Source organism: Vibrio sp. DNB22_10_4 (assembly GCF_052879755.1).
In genome coordinates this window covers 40,706-55,717 of the sequence record NZ_JBNNXW010000007.1, presented here as the reverse complement: position 1 = coordinate 55,717, position 15,012 = coordinate 40,706, and the positions used below count along the sequence as shown (strand labels likewise).

Sequence of the window (15,012 nt, the reverse complement as noted above, 5' to 3'; positions counted from 1 at the left end):
ATGGAGGCAAGGCCTCCATTGTGAACAAATTGGAATTAACGCGCTATTATAGCACAATTAGTGAACATCACGCCAATACTCTTTCTTGAGCAGCACTACAACGATAGTGAAGATGACTAGGAACGCCATCACCCACCAACCTAGTGCATGACGCTCGAGTTTCACAGGGTCACCTGAGTACTCAAGGAAGTTAACTAGGTCACGTACCGCATCGTCATATTCGCTTGAACTGAGTTCACCACGACCATCAGTTTCAGTACCAACAATCACCTGAACTTCTTCACCATCAACCACTTTCGTTTCGAATATCGGCGTTGGGATACCTTGTAGCTCTTCAAGAACATGCGGCATACCAACATTTGGGAATGTGGTGTTGTTCACACCAAACGGACGACTTGGATCGGCGTAGAACGTACGTAGATAAGTATATAACCAGTCCACACCACGAACACGAGCAACCAAAGTAAGATCTGGTGGCGCAGCACCAAACCAAGCTGCTGCTTGTTTCTGAGGCATTGCGTTAACCATCAGGTCACCGATCTTTGCTTCTGGATCGAAAACTAGGTTTTCTTTAGCGAGATCAACAGGGATACCCAAGTCAGTTGCTACACGTTCATAGCGCTGATACTGCGTCGAGTGACACGCAAAGCAGTAGTTCATAAACAGCTTAGCACCGTTTTGAAGCGACGCTTTATCCGTCAAATCATTATTTGCTTTATCAAGATTTACATTACCACCAGCGGCTAGTGCTAGAGATGGCAGCAATGCGAAAAGTACTACAATCCACTTTTTCATTTGAATGTCACCCTCTCTGGCAATGGCTTGGTGTTTTCATTCTTACTGTAGAAGAACAGCAGAACGAAGAACATGAAGTAACCTAAACTGAAGATCTGAGCCAGTAGCGTGTACGTTGGCGTCGCTGGTAGCGCACCAAGAATACCCAAAGCAATAAAGCTAATGGTGAACTGGATGATGTTGATTAGGTGAATCTTACTTCTGTAGCGATAAGAGCGAACTTTACAACGGTCGAACCAAGGAAGTAGGAACAGGAATACAATCGATAGTCCCATTGCAACAACACCAAGTAGCTTGTCTGGTACCGCACGCAAAATCGCGTAGAACGGAGTGAAGTACCATACTGGAGCAATGTGCTCAGGTGTCTTCAGCGGGTTCGCAGCTTCAAAGTTAGGTGGCTCAAGGAAGTAACCGCCCATCTCTGGGTTAAAGAACAACACATAACAGAACAGGAAGAAGAAGCCAGCTACACCAACGAGATCTTTTACCGTACCGTAAGGGTGGAAAGGAATCGAATCGATGATGTCGTATTTCTTGCTGTAGTAGTCGTGGAACTTGAACTGCGTCTTGTAGTCATCGCCCATGCTGCCTTTCGGAAGCTTAGTCTCAATACCATCTGGGTTGTTTGAACCCACTTCGTGTAGAGCGAGTACGTGCAGCACAATCAGCAGTAGTAGCACGATTGGTAGCGCTATCACGTGCAGTGCGAAGAAACGGTTTAGCGTTGCACCAGAGATGATGTAGTCACCACGGATCCAAAGCGTTAGGTCATCACCGATAACTGGAATCGCACCAAATAGCGAGATGATTACCTGTGCACCCCAGTAAGACATTTGTCCCCAAGGCAGTAGGTAACCCATGAATGCTTCTGCCATCAACACAAGGAAGATCAGCATGCCGAACACCCAAAGCAGCTCACGCGGCTTCTGATAAGAACCATAGATAAGACCACGGAACATATGTAGGTAGACAACAACGAAAAAGGCCGAGGCACCCGTTGAGTGCATATAGCGGAGTAGCCACCCGTATTCCACATCACGCATGATGTATTCAACAGAGGCAAATGCACCTTCACCAGAAGGTACGTAGTTCATTGTCAGCCAAATGCCGGTTAGGATTTGGTTGACCAACACTAGCATCGCTAGTGAACCAAACAGGTACCAAAAGTTAAAGTTTTTTGGCATTGGGTATTCGGATAGATGCTTTTTATAAGCATTCATCGCAGGTAGACGTTTTTCTACCCAATCAAGTAACGCTTGCATTATGCATCCCCCTCATCAACACCAATAAGGATTCTGGTATCACTCAAGTACATGTGTTTAGGAATGACTAGGTTGAGTGGTGCTGGTACGTTCTGGAAAACACGACCAGCCATATCAAACTTAGAGCCATGACATGGGCAGAAGAAACCCGATTTCACACCCTGAACTTGTTCACTAAAGGAATCAGCAAGATAGGTAGGCGAACAACCTAGGTGGGTACAGAAACCAACAGCGACAAAGTACTCCGGTTTAATGGAGCGGTACACGTTTTGTGCATACTCTGGTTGCTGTTCTTCCCCTGAGTCTGGGTCTCGCAATTGAGCGGCTAGGTTATTTAGGTTGTCCAAAACAGACTGTGCGCGGCGCACAACCCATACCGGCTTACCCTGCCATTCAACACGAACCATTTGACCTTCTTCAAGCTTGCTGACGTCCACTTCAACAGGGGCACCAGCGGCTTTCGCTTTGGCACTTGGGTTCCAAGATTTAATAAAAGGAACGGCGACTGCAGCTGCTCCCAAACCACCGACAACCGCAGTTGTCGCAGTAAGGAAACGCCTGCGACCGTTATTTAAAGGCGCATTGCTCATCCAACATTTCTCCCATTTGCTCCTTTGGGTCAATACTGAGCGAATCCAAGTTGCTCTTTTAGATGGAATAACCCATTGGGGAACCATTCCTTGGGCTATTTTCCTTCAAATTGAACGAGCCAATAGTACTAATTATTTTTGGCTACTTGAGTCTGCTCAGACATCGATTCCGACCAGTAGAGCATGGCTAACAAAATACGAATTTTAGTTGTATTTATTTGATAGCAAATGATAAAGAAAACCCTACTTTTTGACAAGATAAAGCTACCTTTTCGTAACATCTATAGCAGGAATTCGCTTGCTAGTTCACAAAAGGAGGGAAAAGGAGAGAGTGAAGATCAGAGTTTCTGAATTTAGTAGGGTTATTGGACGTATAAAAACAAAAAAGCCCAGCCGGAGCTGAGCTTTTTGAATCCACATTCCAACATAAAGTTGGAAAGCATAATCTTCTCGGTAAGGAGAAAATTAACGCTTAGAGAACTGTGGACGACGACGTGCTTTACGTAGACCAACTTTCTTACGTTCAACGCAACGAGCGTCACGCGTAACGTAGCCAGCTGCACGTAGAGCAGGACGTAGAGTTTCATCGTATTCCATTAGCGCGCGAGTGATACCGTGACGGATAGCACCTGCTTGACCAGAAATACCGCCACCTTTTACAGTAACGAATAGGTCTAGCTTCTCAGTTAGTTCAGTTAGCTCTAGAGGCTGACGAACTACCATGCAAGAAGTTTCGCGACCGAAGTATACTTCTAGTTCACGCTTGTTAACTACGATATTGCCAGTGCCTGGTTTGATGAAAACACGAGCAGCTGAGCTTTTGCGACGGCCAGTGCCGTAGTATTGATTCTCTGCCATTTTCGAAATCCCCGATTAGATGTCTAGTACTTGTGGTTGTTGAGCAACATGGTTGTGCTCAGCGCCAGCGTAAACTTTAAGCTTACGGTACATAGCACGGCCTAGAGGACCACGTGGTAGCATACCTTTAACCGCTAGCTCAAGAGCCATTTCAGGCTTACGATCGATCAGCTTTTCAAAAGTGATTGATTTTAGGCCGCCTGGGAACTCAGAGTGACGGTAGTAAACTTTGTTCTTAGCCTTGTTACCAGTTACAGTAACTTTCTCAGCGTTAACAACGATGATGTAATCACCAGTGTCAGTGTGCGGAGTGTATTCAGCTTTGTGTTTGCCACGTAGGCGAGATGCAATTTCACTTGCTAGACGGCCAAGAGTTTTACCTTCAGCGTCTACAACGTACCAGTCGCGTTTTACAGTTTCTGGTTTAGCAACGAAAGTTTTCATGCTAATAATAACCCGTTAATTTAATTTACACTTAAGGAGCTTTCGCTCCCACTGTCTAAGAGCCCATACATCACCCCTTCGAGTGTTGAAACTCTCGGCATCGTTCCTCAAAAAGTTTGAAGAAACTCGCCTGCAGTAACGGTGGGTCGCAGGATTATAGAGAAGCTCGCGGAAAAAATCATCTATTTTTTGGACAAATTGGCCAAAAACATCAAGGGAGGTGCTCAGAAGCCAAATAGTCGTGACTTTGCATCTCGGTGAGTCGCGAAATACAGCGCTTAAACTCAAACTCCAATTGACCGTGAGTGTACAACTCCTCTAGAGCGACTTCGGCTGAAATGATCAGTTTTACCCGTCTTTCATAAAATTCATCCACTAACGCGATAAAGCGCCTAGCGGCATCATCCAGTTTAGCATCCATCTGCTTTACATCAGCCAGCAGCACCGTGTGATAAATTCTAGACATCTCTATATAGTCGTTTTGACTACGCATGGTTTGACACAACTGTGCGAAACTTGCGAACAAGACATCGTCAGCGGCGGCAAACACGTCAATATCACGGTGATTAATCTCAATACTAGCCTCATGAACGCGGTCGTCCATTACCAACTGATTGAAATAGCGCTCAAGGTTTTGGTTAGCCGCCTCGTCGAGTGGGAAATGGTAAATCTCTGCCTGCTCAAGCGTTCGTAGTCTATAATCAATACCGCTGTCAACATTTAGCACCACACACTGACTTTGAATCAGCGAAATGGCCGGCATAAATCGGGCACGCTGCAAGCCGTTGCGATACAAATTTTCCGGCGGGATATTGGACGTTGCGACAAGAACAACCCCACGCTTAAACAGCTCTTGTAGCAAGGTCGCTAGAATCATCGCATCCGTAATATCAGAGACAAAAAACTCATCGAAGCAAATAATTTTAGCTTCGGACTCAAAGATGTCTGCGACTTTCTCTAACGGGTTTTCAACGTCTCCGAGTCGTTTTAGTTCATCATGTACGCGATACATGAAGCGGTGGAAGTGGACTCGCATTTTTCTCGATGTCGGCAAACTATCAAAAAATGCGTCCATCAAATAGGTTTTTCCTCGCCCTACTCCACCCCAGAAATACAGCCCCTTCGGAGGTACTGCTTGTTCTGGCTTCTTTCCTAGCAGCTTTTGCATCATTGAAAGCGGAGGCGCTTCAAATTTTAAATAGTCACTAAATTGATGGTGTAATTTGTCTAAGGCTTCCACTGCAGTGCGTTGGGCAGGGTCTGCCTGGAAACCATTTGTTTCAATATCGTGTTCATATCTTTCTATGGGCGTCATGGATTACTCGCAACACTGATCCAAGGGCTAAAGAGCGCGTATTTTTGCTTTATTGGCTCGAAATCTCATAGTAACATGGCTATACGACGTGTGTAACCACTTGGTAACGTACATGTTAATTATCATTATAAAGGAGCTGTTATGCCTTGGATATATGCCATTGTCGGCTTGCTAGTTGGTGCTATTCTAGGAATTGTGATTTCCCGACTGACTACTCCACAATACAAGAAACAAAAGACGCTACAAAAAGACCTCGAGTCCGCTAAGTTTGCATTAGAACAGCAAAGACAAGAACTGTCGGATCATTTTGCGCAAACCGCAGAAATGCTCGACACGCTGGGCAAAGACTACACTAAGCTTTATCAGCACATGGCTAAAACCTCCACAGAGCTAATGCCTAACCTGCCTGAGCAAGATAATCCATTTGTGAAGAAAATTGCTGAACACAACGTAGAAGTCATTGACGCCAACGATTCTGCCGATCAGCCACCTAAAGATTATGTTAACGGTGCAACCGGTCTGTTGAGAGAAGAGAAAAAAGAAGTGGTCGAAGCCCCTTCGGCAATCGCTCAAGAGCCCGCAACCACAGCCAAAGCTTCTTAATTAGAAACCTCATAATCGGCCAGCCATTGAATCTATTGCTGGCCGTTTTTGTATTAAGGCTGAACTTTACCACAATCGTTGAGTCATAAACCTTACTGATCCTATGAGGAGTTTTATGATGAAAAAACCCGTACTTGCGTTAACTGTTCTTTCGTTAAGCCTAAGTGCAATCATCGCCCCACTACCTGCGACGGCCGCTTTACCATTGTCTGTTAATGGCGAGCAACTACCAAGCCTTGCACCTATGCTAGAAAAGGTCACCCCAGCGGTGGTCAGCATCGCTGTAGAGGGGACTCAAGTTTCTCGACAACAACTGCCAGACCAGTTTCGCTTTTTCTTTGGTCCTGACTTCCCTACTGAACAGCTTCAAGAGCGCCCATTTCGTGGGCTAGGCTCCGGTGTCGTTATTGACGCTAAGAAAGGCTACATCGTGACGAACTATCACGTCATCAATGGCGCAGAAGAAATCCGCATCAAACTTGGTGATGGACGTGAGTTCGATGCTGAACTCGTTGGCGGCGATGAAATGTCTGACGTAGCACTGCTAAAAGTAGATGGCGCTAAGAACCTTACAGAAATTAAAGTGGCTGATTCAGACGGGCTTCGTGTCGGTGACTTTACCGTCGCGATTGGTAACCCATTTGGTCTAGGACAAACTGTTACTTCCGGTATTGTATCCGCGCTAGGGCGAAGTGGCCTCAACATTGAAAACTTTGAAAACTTCATTCAGACCGATGCGGCTATTAACAGCGGTAACTCTGGTGGTGCCTTGGTAAACCTCAACGGTGAGCTTATTGGTATCAACACTGCCATCTTAGGACCAAATGGTGGCAACGTTGGTATTGGTTTCGCCATCCCATCGAACATGATGACCAACCTTACCGGTCAAATCATTGAGTTTGGTGAGGTGAAACGTGGCATGCTGGGCGTTCAAGGTGGCGAAGTCACCTCAGAGCTTGCAGAAGCACTCGGCTATGATTCAAGCAAAGGTGCGTTTGTCAGCCAAGTCGTACCTGATAGTGCAGCAGACAAAGCTGGGCTGGAAGCTGGCGATATCATCGTCTCGGTAAATGGTAAGAAAATCTCCACCTTTAGCGAGCTACGTGCCAAAGTCGCCACTCTCGGGGCGGGCAAAACGGTCACGCTTGGCGTGGTTCGTGATGGCAAAGAAAAGTCTTTCGAAGCGACGCTGAAAGAGTCCACACAATCAGCAACTAAAGCGGACAAGCTTCATGAAGGACTCACTGGAGCAGAGTTTGCCAACACGACCAGCAGTGATGCCATTGAAGGGGTCAAGGTGACATCGGTTGCAGAAGGCTCTCCTGCCGCTCAATACGAGCTGCAAAAAGATGACATCATCATCGGCGTGAACCGTACTCGAGTGAAAAACGTCGCACAGCTGCGTAAGCTGCTTGAGAAAAAACCTGGTGTATTAGCACTGAACATTCAGCGCGGAGACAGAACCATCTACCTAGTCGTTCGATAATCACGACTCAACTTGGTTAATTTTGTGTCATAGAGCAGCCCTATTGAGGCTGCTCTTTTATTCTCAGCGGTATAAATGATATCCTTTCGAACTCTGCTGTACGTCTTTTACTTTTTCGGTTGATTTCAAAAAATCATCTCGTTTTGCGAGTTAGTTAATACTAACTTAACAAGGTAACCGTTTGCTAAGTCTGACATTGCGGCTATATTTTCGATTCAACTCGAGGGAAAAATGCTGAACTTTTTAATCCGCTCTGTATCTATGGGTCTTATTACAGCGCTCTTAGTGCTACTAGCGGTACCTTCCCTCAGACAAAACGTCATACCGAATAATATCGTCTCGCAACCTGAATACGACCAATCTCAGCAAGTCTCATTTAATCAAGCGGTACGCAAGGCGGCGCCTGCAGTCGTCAATATTTACAGTCGTCAGTATAAAGAGAGCGATCGCACCACACTGTCAACACAAGGTCTAGGCTCAGGCGTAATCGTCAGTGATAAAGGCTACATCATTACCAATTATCACGTCGTCGCCAATGCTGACCAGATCATTGTCGCACTGCAAGATGGGCGCGTTGCTGCTGCCCAGCTTGTTGGTAAAGATCAGCGCACCGACATTGCGGTACTGCGCATTGAAGGGGGGAACCTCCCTGTAATCCCACTCAATCCAAATTACTCACCAAAAGTTGGCGATGTGGTACTGGCGATTGGTAATCCATACAACTTAGGACAGACCACCACCTTCGGCATCATCTCTGCCACTGGACGCTCATCCATTAGCGCTGGCGGTATTCAAGCCTTCATCCAAACCGACGCAGCTATCAACCAAGGTAACTCAGGGGGTGCATTGGTAAATACGCTTGGTGAGCTTGTTGGTATTAACACCGCCTCATTCCAGCAAGCAACTGATTTAGAAACCTACGGTATTTCATTTGCTATTCCTTATCAGTTGGCAAGTAAAATCATGGAAAAAATCATCGCTGATGGACGCGTTATCCGCGGCTACATTGGCATTGATGGCCAAGATATTAACTCCGTCACTGCTCGCCTACTCGGCAATGAACACATTGGTGGCATCATAGTGCTAGGGCTTGATCCTGAAGGGCCGGCCGCCAAAGCAGGTATTGAAGTGCAAGACATCGTCCTAATGATTGACGGCAATAAACTGAATGGCCGTCAAGGCGTTTTGGATTTAGTTACCGACCTGAGACCCGGCACTACGGTTGACGTGAAACTGCTGCGGGACGGCAAGGAGCTTATCTTACCGGTCACTGTGGGTGAAGACAGCCGAGACTAGCGCATCGCTAGACTTAGTACTTTACAGCAGATATAAAAAAACCTCCGACACTGTCGGAGGTTTTTTTTTATTCGCTTACTCTTCTTCGATAGCAGCTTCTGGTGCGTTACCAGTATCTACCTCAATACGAGTCACACGCTGAAGACCTCTTGGTAGTAGCCCGCCACGACGCCCACGCTCACCACGGAAGTTATCCAGATCACTCGCTTTCAGTCCAAGCTTGCGCTTACCCGCATAAAGGGTAATGGATACACCTTGTGGCAATGCCATCAAGTGAGAGACAAACTCCTCACGCGCTTTAGCCTTAGCCGATGGAATGTTGATGATCTTGTTCCCTTTACCTTTGCCTAACTGCGGCAAATCTTTAATCGGGAACAGTAGCATACGGCCTTGGTTGGTGATCGCTAAGATTTCGTCTGACTCAAGATCGCCAACCGTTGCTGGCGTCATCACTTCAGAAGCTTGTGGCAGAGTCACCAACGCTTTACCGCTGCGGTTCTTCGATAGCAGATCACTACCTTTACACACAAAACCATAACCCGCATCTGAGCCAATCAACCATAGCTGATCTTCTTCACCCATCACGACTTGGCGCACTGTTGAGCCAGCACTGATGTTGAGTCGACCTGTAATTGGTTCACCTTGGCTACGAGCCGATGGCAAAGAGTGTGACTCTAACGAGTAACTACGACCATCACTGCCAAGGAATACCGCTGGCTGACTACTCTTACCTTTAGCGGAGGCTAAGAATTTATCACCCGCTTTGTAGTTGAGCCCGCTCGCATCCACATCGTGGCCTTTCGCGTGACGGATCCAACCTTTCTCCGAAAGCACAACAGTGATTGGTTCGCTTGGTACCAAGTCACGCTCGGTCATCGCTTTCGCTTCTGCACGCTCAACGATTGGAGAGCGGCGATCGTCACCGTATTTCTCAGCGTCAGCTTGGATTTCTTTCTTCAATAGCGTGTTCATACGACGCTCAGAGCCAAGTAGCTTTTCAAGCTTCTCACGCTCTTTCTCAAGCTCGTCTTGTTCACCGCGGATCTTCATTTCTTCCAGCTTCGCAAGGTGGCGAAGTTTGGTGTCCAGAATCGCATCCGCTTGAATATCCGTGATGCCGAAGCGCGCCATCAGTACGGCTTTTGGTTCGTCCTCAGTACGGATAATCTCAATCACTTCATCAAGGTTGAGGTACGCCACCAACAAACCTTCAAGGATGTGCAAACGAGCAAGGATCTTGTCTAGACGATACTGAAGACGCTTGCGCACTGTCTCACGGCGATACTCAATCCACTCTGTTAAGATCTGTATCAGACCTTTCACTTGTGGACGGTTATCGAGACCAATCATGTTGAGGTTCACACGGAAGTTCTTCTCAAGATCGGTCGATGCGAACAAATGATTCATAAGCTGGTCGCAATCAATGCGGTTTGAGCGCGGCACCACAACGATACGCGTTGGGTTTTCGTGATCAGACTCATCACGAAGATCGTCTACCATAGGCAGCTTCTTCGCTCGCATCTGGTTTGCAATCTGCTCCAAAAGCTTAGCGCCAGAAACCTGATGTGGCAGCGCAGTGATCACAATCTCCGAGCCCTCTTTGTGCCACACTGCACGCATCTTCACGCTACCACGACCCGTACGATAGATTTTCTCTAGGTCGGCTTGCGGTGAAATGATTTCAGCTTCAGTCGGGTAATCCGGCCCTTTAACAAACCCCATCACCTCAGCAAGCTCAGATTTTGGCTTATCAATAAGATGAATTGTCGCGTCGGCAATCTCACGCATATTATGCGGTGGGATATCAGTAGCCATACCAACTGCGATACCCGTAATGCCATTAAGCAAGATATGGGGCAATCGTGCCGGTAAGATCTTCGGCTCTTTCATCGTGCCGTCAAAGTTTGGCTGCCACTCAACCGTGCCTTGGCCAACTTCACCCAGCAAAACTTCTGCAAACTTAGACAGCTTGGCTTCGGTATAACGCATTGCCGCGAACGATTTAGGATCATCTGGGGCACCCCAGTTACCTTGACCGTCCACCAATGGGTAGCGATATGAGAATGGCTGAGCCATCAATACCATGGCTTCATAACACGCAGAGTCGCCGTGTGGGTGATATTTACCCAACACATCACCAACGGTACGTGCAGATTTTTTGTATTTCGCCGATGCGGACAGACCCAGCTCAGACATCGCATAGATAATGCGGCGTTGCACGGGTTTTAATCCATCACCGATGTAAGGCAATGCACGATCCATAATCACGTACATTGAGTAATTCAGATAGGCGTCTTCAGTGAACTTTCGCAGAGGCAGCTGTTCTACACCATCAAAAGACATTTCAGTCGACATTGTTATACCTCAGCCATGTCACCGTTGTTTTGTAGCCAGCTACGACGATCGTCAGCACGCTTTTTACCAAGCAGCATATCCATCATCTCATTGGTGGCTTCGTCATCATCAATGGTCAACTGCACCAAGCGACGGGTATTTGGATCCATCGTGGTTTCACGCAGCTGCAATGGGTTCATCTCACCCAGACCTTTAAATCGTTGGACGTTGATCTTCGCTTTTTTCTTACTCAGACGTTCAAGCACGCCATCTTTTTCATCGTCATCAAGAGCGTAGAACACCTCTTTACCACAATCGATGCGATACAGTGGTGGCATTGCGACATAGACGTGCCCGGCGGCAACCAATGAACGGAAGTGTTTAGTAAATAGCGCACATAGCAGCGTCGCAATGTGCAGACCATCCGAGTCCGCATCGGCAAGGATACAGACTTTACCGTAGCGAAGACCATCAAGGTTTTCGGTATCTGGGTCAATACCCAAAGCCACGGAGATGTCGTGTACTTCTTGCGACGCCAAAACTTGGTCTGCCGATACTTCCCATGTATTGAGGATTTTACCACGCAATGGCATCACTGCTTGGAACTCACGATCGCGTGCCTGCTTGGCACTGCCACCCGCCGAGTCACCCTCCACGAAGAAAATTTCGGTGCGGTTAAGATCTTGTTGTGAACAATCCGTCAGCTTACCCGGTAGTGCAGGACCAGAAGCTACCTTCTTACGCACCACTTTTTTGCTGGCACGCATACGACGATGCGCGTTGGCAATACAGACTTCTGCCAATTGCTCAGCAAGCTGAGGCTTTTCATTTAGCCATAGGCTAAACGCATCTTTAACCACGCCAGAAACAAACGCAGCACACTGACGAGAAGAGAGGCGCTCTTTAGTTTGTCCTGCAAACTGCGGATCTTGCATCTTAATAGACAGTACGTATGAGCATCGCTCAAATACGTCATCACCGGTTAGCTTAACGCCACGAGGAAGCAAATTACGGAACTCACAGAACTCGCGCATCGCATCCAGTAAGCCTTGACGCAGACCATTAACGTGCGTACCGCCTTGAGCTGTTGGGATCAAGTTAACATAGCTTTCGGTGATCATCTCACCGCCTTCTGGCTGCCAGATCACAGCCCAGGTTGCCGCTTCAGTCTCTGCGGTAAATTCGCCGGTAAATGGTGCTTCAGGTAGGACTGCGTAACCTTTTACGCCTTCCGCTAGATAGTCTTTTAGACCATCTTCGTAGTACCAGTTATAGTCTTTGCCATTTACCTTATCGGTAAAGGTAATTTCCAGACCCGGACACAACACCGCTTTCGCACGCAGGTTGTTCACCAGACGAGTGACCGAGAAGTTCGCCGAGTCAAAATAGCTCACATCAGGCCAGAAATGAACGCTGGTACCGCGATTACGGCGACCACAAGTGCCAGTGACTGTCAGCTCCTGAACTTTATTACCGTGCTCAAAGGCCATTTCATACACTTGGCCGTCGCGACGCACTGCAACTTCAACGCGTTTCGAAAGTGCGTTAACCACGGAGATACCAACCCCGTGCAAACCGCCGGAGAATTGATAGTTTTTGTTCGAGAACTTGCCACCCGCGTGGAGCTTACAGAAAATAAGCTCAACACCTGAAATCTTCTCTTCAGGGTGGATATCGACTGGCATACCACGACCATCATCAATCACTTCTAGCGATTGGTCGGCATGCAGAATGACTTGTACCTTAGAGGCATGTCCGGCTAGCGCTTCATCGACACTGTTATCGATAACTTCTTGGCCCAAATGGTTTGGGCGCGCTGTATCCGTATACATCCCTGGTCGGCGACGTACTGGCTCAAGACCATTGAGAACCTCAATGGCTCCAGCATTATATTGTTCTGTCATAATACGGAAATTTTACTCAAATAATGATTGATACTTAGCAGCAAAAATAGAGATTGCGACTTAAAGTCGCTGGCCCGTTTGTTCAGTCGTGCATGGTTGACTAGTGCACCACTGCGGGCTACGCGTAAGTACAGACACATCATAGTCTGGCCCAACGCAGGTGTTGTCAAGTTTCACGCAGAAGTTGGAGGGAAAATTATGACTGTCTCCTCAAGGGGAGACGAAAAAAGCGACGATTACAGGCCTAAGAAGCGGATAATCTGTTCAGGGAATCGTTCAAAACCGACAAAGCTATGATCGCCATTTTCCTCGACGGTTTGCATGCATTGGCGATACTTGTCGACTGCCTGGCGATAATCTAGAACTTCATCGCCCTCTTGCTGCAACAGCCAAAAATCATCAGGTGATTGAATGGTCTCGACATCGAGTGCTTTTAGATCATCAATGTGTTTCGCTTCCAACGTGTAACGTTCGTTAGTATACGGGTTTTGCTGTTCACCGAGGAAGTCGAGCAATAACTCGTAAGGTTTAACCGCTGGGTTTATCAATACGGCTTTAAAGCCATAATGATGATTGAGCCAGGTTGACAAGTATCCCCCCAGTGAGCTCCCAACCAGTGCTATCTGGTAGTCCGCTTGGTATTGCGTCACGATCTGCTCAAGGTAACGGGCAGCCTGCTCTGGAAAGCACGGCATTTGCGGTACGACAACTTTGATATCGGGTCTCGCCTGCTGACAATACGCCAACATGGCTTGCGCCTTAAACGACTTGGGTGAGCTGTTAAAGCCGTGGATATAAAGAAGCAGTGGACGCTTTGCGCTCATTAGTAACCTTCCGCGTTAAAGTCAGGACGAAATGCGCCATGCGGCAGCCTTTTTACCGTTGTTTTTACCTCTCCATCAGCACAAAGCTCTAACTCGCGCCAACCTGGTGAGCAAGTATCAAGCGCAAACTCATTAGAGTTTGGTTTAAACTGCACACACGTTGATGGTGTTGCAAGCACGCGAACATCATTGCGAAGGTGATCCAACTCTTGATGGATATGGCCACACAATACAGCGCGTACATTGTTGTGCTTTTCAACTACCTGCCAAAACTCGTGCGCATCTTTGAGCGAGTGTTGGTCAAGCCATGCACTATTCACAAGCATCGGGTGGTGATGCAATAGCACTAATGTATGTCTGTCGCTGTGCTCGGTCAGTTTACGATCTAAAAAGTCCAACTGACTGTCACTGAGCCTACCGTGAGGCACACCAACCACTTGCGAATCAAGCAACAATACTTGCCAATGCTCACCGAGCAATGCGTAAGTCACATCTTGAATAAGCGGTGCGCTCACGACACTGTTCATGCACGGCTTATAGTCATGGTTGCCAGGCAGCCAATAACAAGGCAAGCCCAACGGTTCGATACCATCGACAAATTTTTGATACGACGCTTCGGTATGATCCTGAGAAATATCGCCCGTCGCAAGCAAGGCATCAAACGGTATGCCTTGCTGCATAACTTCCGCTACGACGGCGTGAAAACTATCTTGGGTATTAACACTCAGTAAGCAACCATCATCAGGCGCAAACAGATGCGTGTCCGTTAATTGCAGCAACCTAACGCTACTTAACTGAGATTCATCACTGGGTGTTGTGTTCAAAATATTAAAAACCTGAAATTATAATTCTTGTTAGCTGCGATACATGATCGGAGCTCGACTAATGCCATTTTTTAAACAGAACGTCAGCCAATCACTTAAAAACTGATTAAACTGAAATTTTTCGTCCTTTTGATGCATTTTTGCGTTGGGGTAATCGTACCTTGCTTGGACACGAGACGCGTTTTCACAATCACTTACCTCTGCCACTTTTGCATCGTGATAGAGCCTAACGGTCATTTTAGGCAATGGGAAAACAGGAAGCTCATCATCTTGGAAAATTTCAACCAATGTTGTGTACTTCGTCACTTCTCGCACTTCTAACTGGTAAGTCAGTGAGCCCGCTTGATAACAGCGTACATCCCCAACTTCTGGCTGTGTCGGGATCAAGCGATTGAGCTTAGCGTAGTTGGTTTCATAGACACGCATTAACTCAGCAAGATCAACATGATACGTATTAGTATCGACAACGCGAGCCAT

At 47.2% G+C, this 15,012-nt stretch carries 14 protein-coding genes; 3 read left to right on the top strand and 11 right to left on the bottom strand.

Going from position 1 to position 15,012, the window contains the following annotated elements:
• Positions 1-57: 57 nt before the first annotated feature.
• From ACVA6Q_RS16315 to zapE, 6 genes are all read right to left on the bottom strand, one after another.
• Positions 58-795 carry a cytochrome c1 gene (locus ACVA6Q_RS16315; protein ID WP_353497799.1) on the bottom strand — a complete coding sequence of 246 codons (738 nt, stop codon included), beginning with the start codon at positions 793-795 and terminating at the stop codon, positions 58-60.
• A complete protein-coding gene (locus tag ACVA6Q_RS16310) occupies positions 792-2,057 on the bottom strand; it encodes a cytochrome b (protein WP_353497798.1) in 1,266 nt (421 codons plus the stop codon). Before ACVA6Q_RS16310 ends, ACVA6Q_RS16315 begins: the two co-directional genes overlap by 4 nt.
• Entirely contained in the window at positions 2,057-2,647 is a 591-nt protein-coding gene (gene petA, locus ACVA6Q_RS16305) for a ubiquinol-cytochrome c reductase iron-sulfur subunit (protein WP_042501112.1), read from the bottom strand. Before petA ends, ACVA6Q_RS16310 begins: the two co-directional genes overlap by 1 nt.
• 465 nt (positions 2,648-3,112) lie before the next feature.
• Positions 3,113-3,505 (bottom strand): 30S ribosomal protein S9, encoded by a 393-nt coding sequence (rpsI, locus tag ACVA6Q_RS16300; protein WP_042501109.1) that lies wholly within the window; start codon positions 3,503-3,505, stop codon positions 3,113-3,115.
• A gap of 15 nt (positions 3,506-3,520) precedes the next feature.
• Positions 3,521-3,949: a 50S ribosomal protein L13 gene (gene rplM, locus ACVA6Q_RS16295; protein WP_234494550.1), complete on the bottom strand. Its 429-nt coding sequence runs from the start codon at positions 3,947-3,949 to the stop codon at positions 3,521-3,523.
• A gap of 211 nt (positions 3,950-4,160) precedes the next feature.
• Positions 4,161-5,264 (bottom strand): cell division protein ZapE, encoded by a 1,104-nt coding sequence (gene zapE, locus ACVA6Q_RS16290; RefSeq protein WP_446648187.1) that lies wholly within the window; start codon positions 5,262-5,264, stop codon positions 4,161-4,163.
• A 141-nt stretch (positions 5,265-5,405) separates the two neighbouring features.
• Between zapE and zapG the strand changes: the two genes are divergently transcribed.
• From zapG to degS, 3 genes are all read left to right on the top strand, one after another.
• The gene (gene zapG, locus ACVA6Q_RS16285; RefSeq protein WP_446648186.1) at positions 5,406-5,867 is read left to right on the top strand and encodes a Z-ring associated protein ZapG; all 462 of its coding nucleotides are present in this window, start codon (positions 5,406-5,408) and stop codon (positions 5,865-5,867) included.
• A 118-nt stretch (positions 5,868-5,985) separates the two neighbouring features.
• Positions 5,986-7,353, top strand: coding sequence for a Do family serine endopeptidase (locus ACVA6Q_RS16280; protein WP_446648252.1), 1,368 nt, complete (start codon positions 5,986-5,988; stop codon positions 7,351-7,353).
• A gap of 231 nt (positions 7,354-7,584) precedes the next feature.
• The gene (gene degS / locus ACVA6Q_RS16275; protein ID WP_042501093.1) at positions 7,585-8,649 is read left to right on the top strand and encodes an outer membrane-stress sensor serine endopeptidase DegS; all 1,065 of its coding nucleotides are present in this window, start codon (positions 7,585-7,587) and stop codon (positions 8,647-8,649) included.
• Between the two features lie 75 nt (positions 8,650-8,724).
• On the opposite strand, the gene parC is transcribed toward degS, so the two are convergent.
• The 5 genes from parC to ACVA6Q_RS16250 all read right to left on the bottom strand — a co-directional run bounded on the left by parC (position 8,725) and on the right by ACVA6Q_RS16250 (position 15,012).
• The gene (gene parC / locus ACVA6Q_RS16270; protein ID WP_446648185.1) at positions 8,725-11,004 is read right to left on the bottom strand and encodes a DNA topoisomerase IV subunit A; all 2,280 of its coding nucleotides are present in this window, start codon (positions 11,002-11,004) and stop codon (positions 8,725-8,727) included.
• A 2-nt stretch (positions 11,005-11,006) separates the two neighbouring features.
• Positions 11,007-12,887 carry a DNA topoisomerase IV subunit B gene (gene parE / locus ACVA6Q_RS16265; RefSeq protein WP_353497794.1) on the bottom strand — a complete coding sequence of 627 codons (1,881 nt, stop codon included), beginning with the start codon at positions 12,885-12,887 and terminating at the stop codon, positions 11,007-11,009.
• A gap of 236 nt (positions 12,888-13,123) precedes the next feature.
• Positions 13,124-13,711, bottom strand: coding sequence for an esterase YqiA (gene yqiA, locus ACVA6Q_RS16260; RefSeq protein ID WP_446648184.1), 588 nt, complete (start codon positions 13,709-13,711; stop codon positions 13,124-13,126).
• Positions 13,711-14,535, bottom strand: coding sequence for a 3',5'-cyclic-AMP phosphodiesterase (cpdA, locus tag ACVA6Q_RS16255; protein ID WP_418641756.1), 825 nt, complete (start codon positions 14,533-14,535; stop codon positions 13,711-13,713). Before cpdA ends, yqiA begins: the two co-directional genes overlap by 1 nt.
• A gap of 30 nt (positions 14,536-14,565) precedes the next feature.
• Positions 14,566-15,012, bottom strand: a complete 447-nt coding sequence (locus ACVA6Q_RS16250; protein ID WP_112459463.1) for a DUF1249 family protein — start codon at positions 15,010-15,012, stop codon at positions 14,566-14,568.

What these genes read in the sequence shown, in the direction of transcription:
- ACVA6Q_RS16250 (WP_112459463.1), bottom strand. Translation starts at nt 15,012, where the DNA reads ATGGCTCGCGTTGTCGATACTAATACGTATCATGTTGATCTTGCTGAG.
- parE (WP_353497794.1), bottom strand. Translation starts at nt 12,887, where the DNA reads ATGACAGAACAATATAATGCTGGAGCCATTGAGGTTCTCAATGGTCTT.
- degS (WP_042501093.1), top strand. Translation starts at nt 7,585, where the DNA reads ATGCTGAACTTTTTAATCCGCTCTGTATCTATGGGTCTTATTACAGCG.
- zapG (WP_446648186.1), top strand. Translation starts at nt 5,406, where the DNA reads ATGCCTTGGATATATGCCATTGTCGGCTTGCTAGTTGGTGCTATTCTA.
- rplM (WP_234494550.1), bottom strand. Translation starts at nt 3,949, where the DNA reads ATGAAAACTTTCGTTGCTAAACCAGAAACTGTAAAACGCGACTGGTAC.
- zapE (WP_446648187.1), bottom strand. Translation starts at nt 5,264, where the DNA reads ATGACGCCCATAGAAAGATATGAACACGATATTGAAACAAATGGTTTC.
- ACVA6Q_RS16315 (WP_353497799.1), bottom strand. Translation starts at nt 795, where the DNA reads ATGAAAAAGTGGATTGTAGTACTTTTCGCATTGCTGCCATCTCTAGCA.
- ACVA6Q_RS16310 (WP_353497798.1), bottom strand. Translation starts at nt 2,057, where the DNA reads ATGCAAGCGTTACTTGATTGGGTAGAAAAACGTCTACCTGCGATGAAT.
- rpsI (WP_042501109.1), bottom strand. Translation starts at nt 3,505, where the DNA reads ATGGCAGAGAATCAATACTACGGCACTGGCCGTCGCAAAAGCTCAGCT.
- yqiA (WP_446648184.1), bottom strand. Translation starts at nt 13,711, where the DNA reads ATGAGCGCAAAGCGTCCACTGCTTCTTTATATCCACGGCTTTAACAGC.
- petA (WP_042501112.1), bottom strand. Translation starts at nt 2,647, where the DNA reads ATGAGCAATGCGCCTTTAAATAACGGTCGCAGGCGTTTCCTTACTGCG.
- ACVA6Q_RS16280 (WP_446648252.1), top strand. Translation starts at nt 5,986, where the DNA reads ATGAAAAAACCCGTACTTGCGTTAACTGTTCTTTCGTTAAGCCTAAGT.
- parC (WP_446648185.1), bottom strand. Translation starts at nt 11,004, where the DNA reads ATGTCGACTGAAATGTCTTTTGATGGTGTAGAACAGCTGCCTCTGCGA.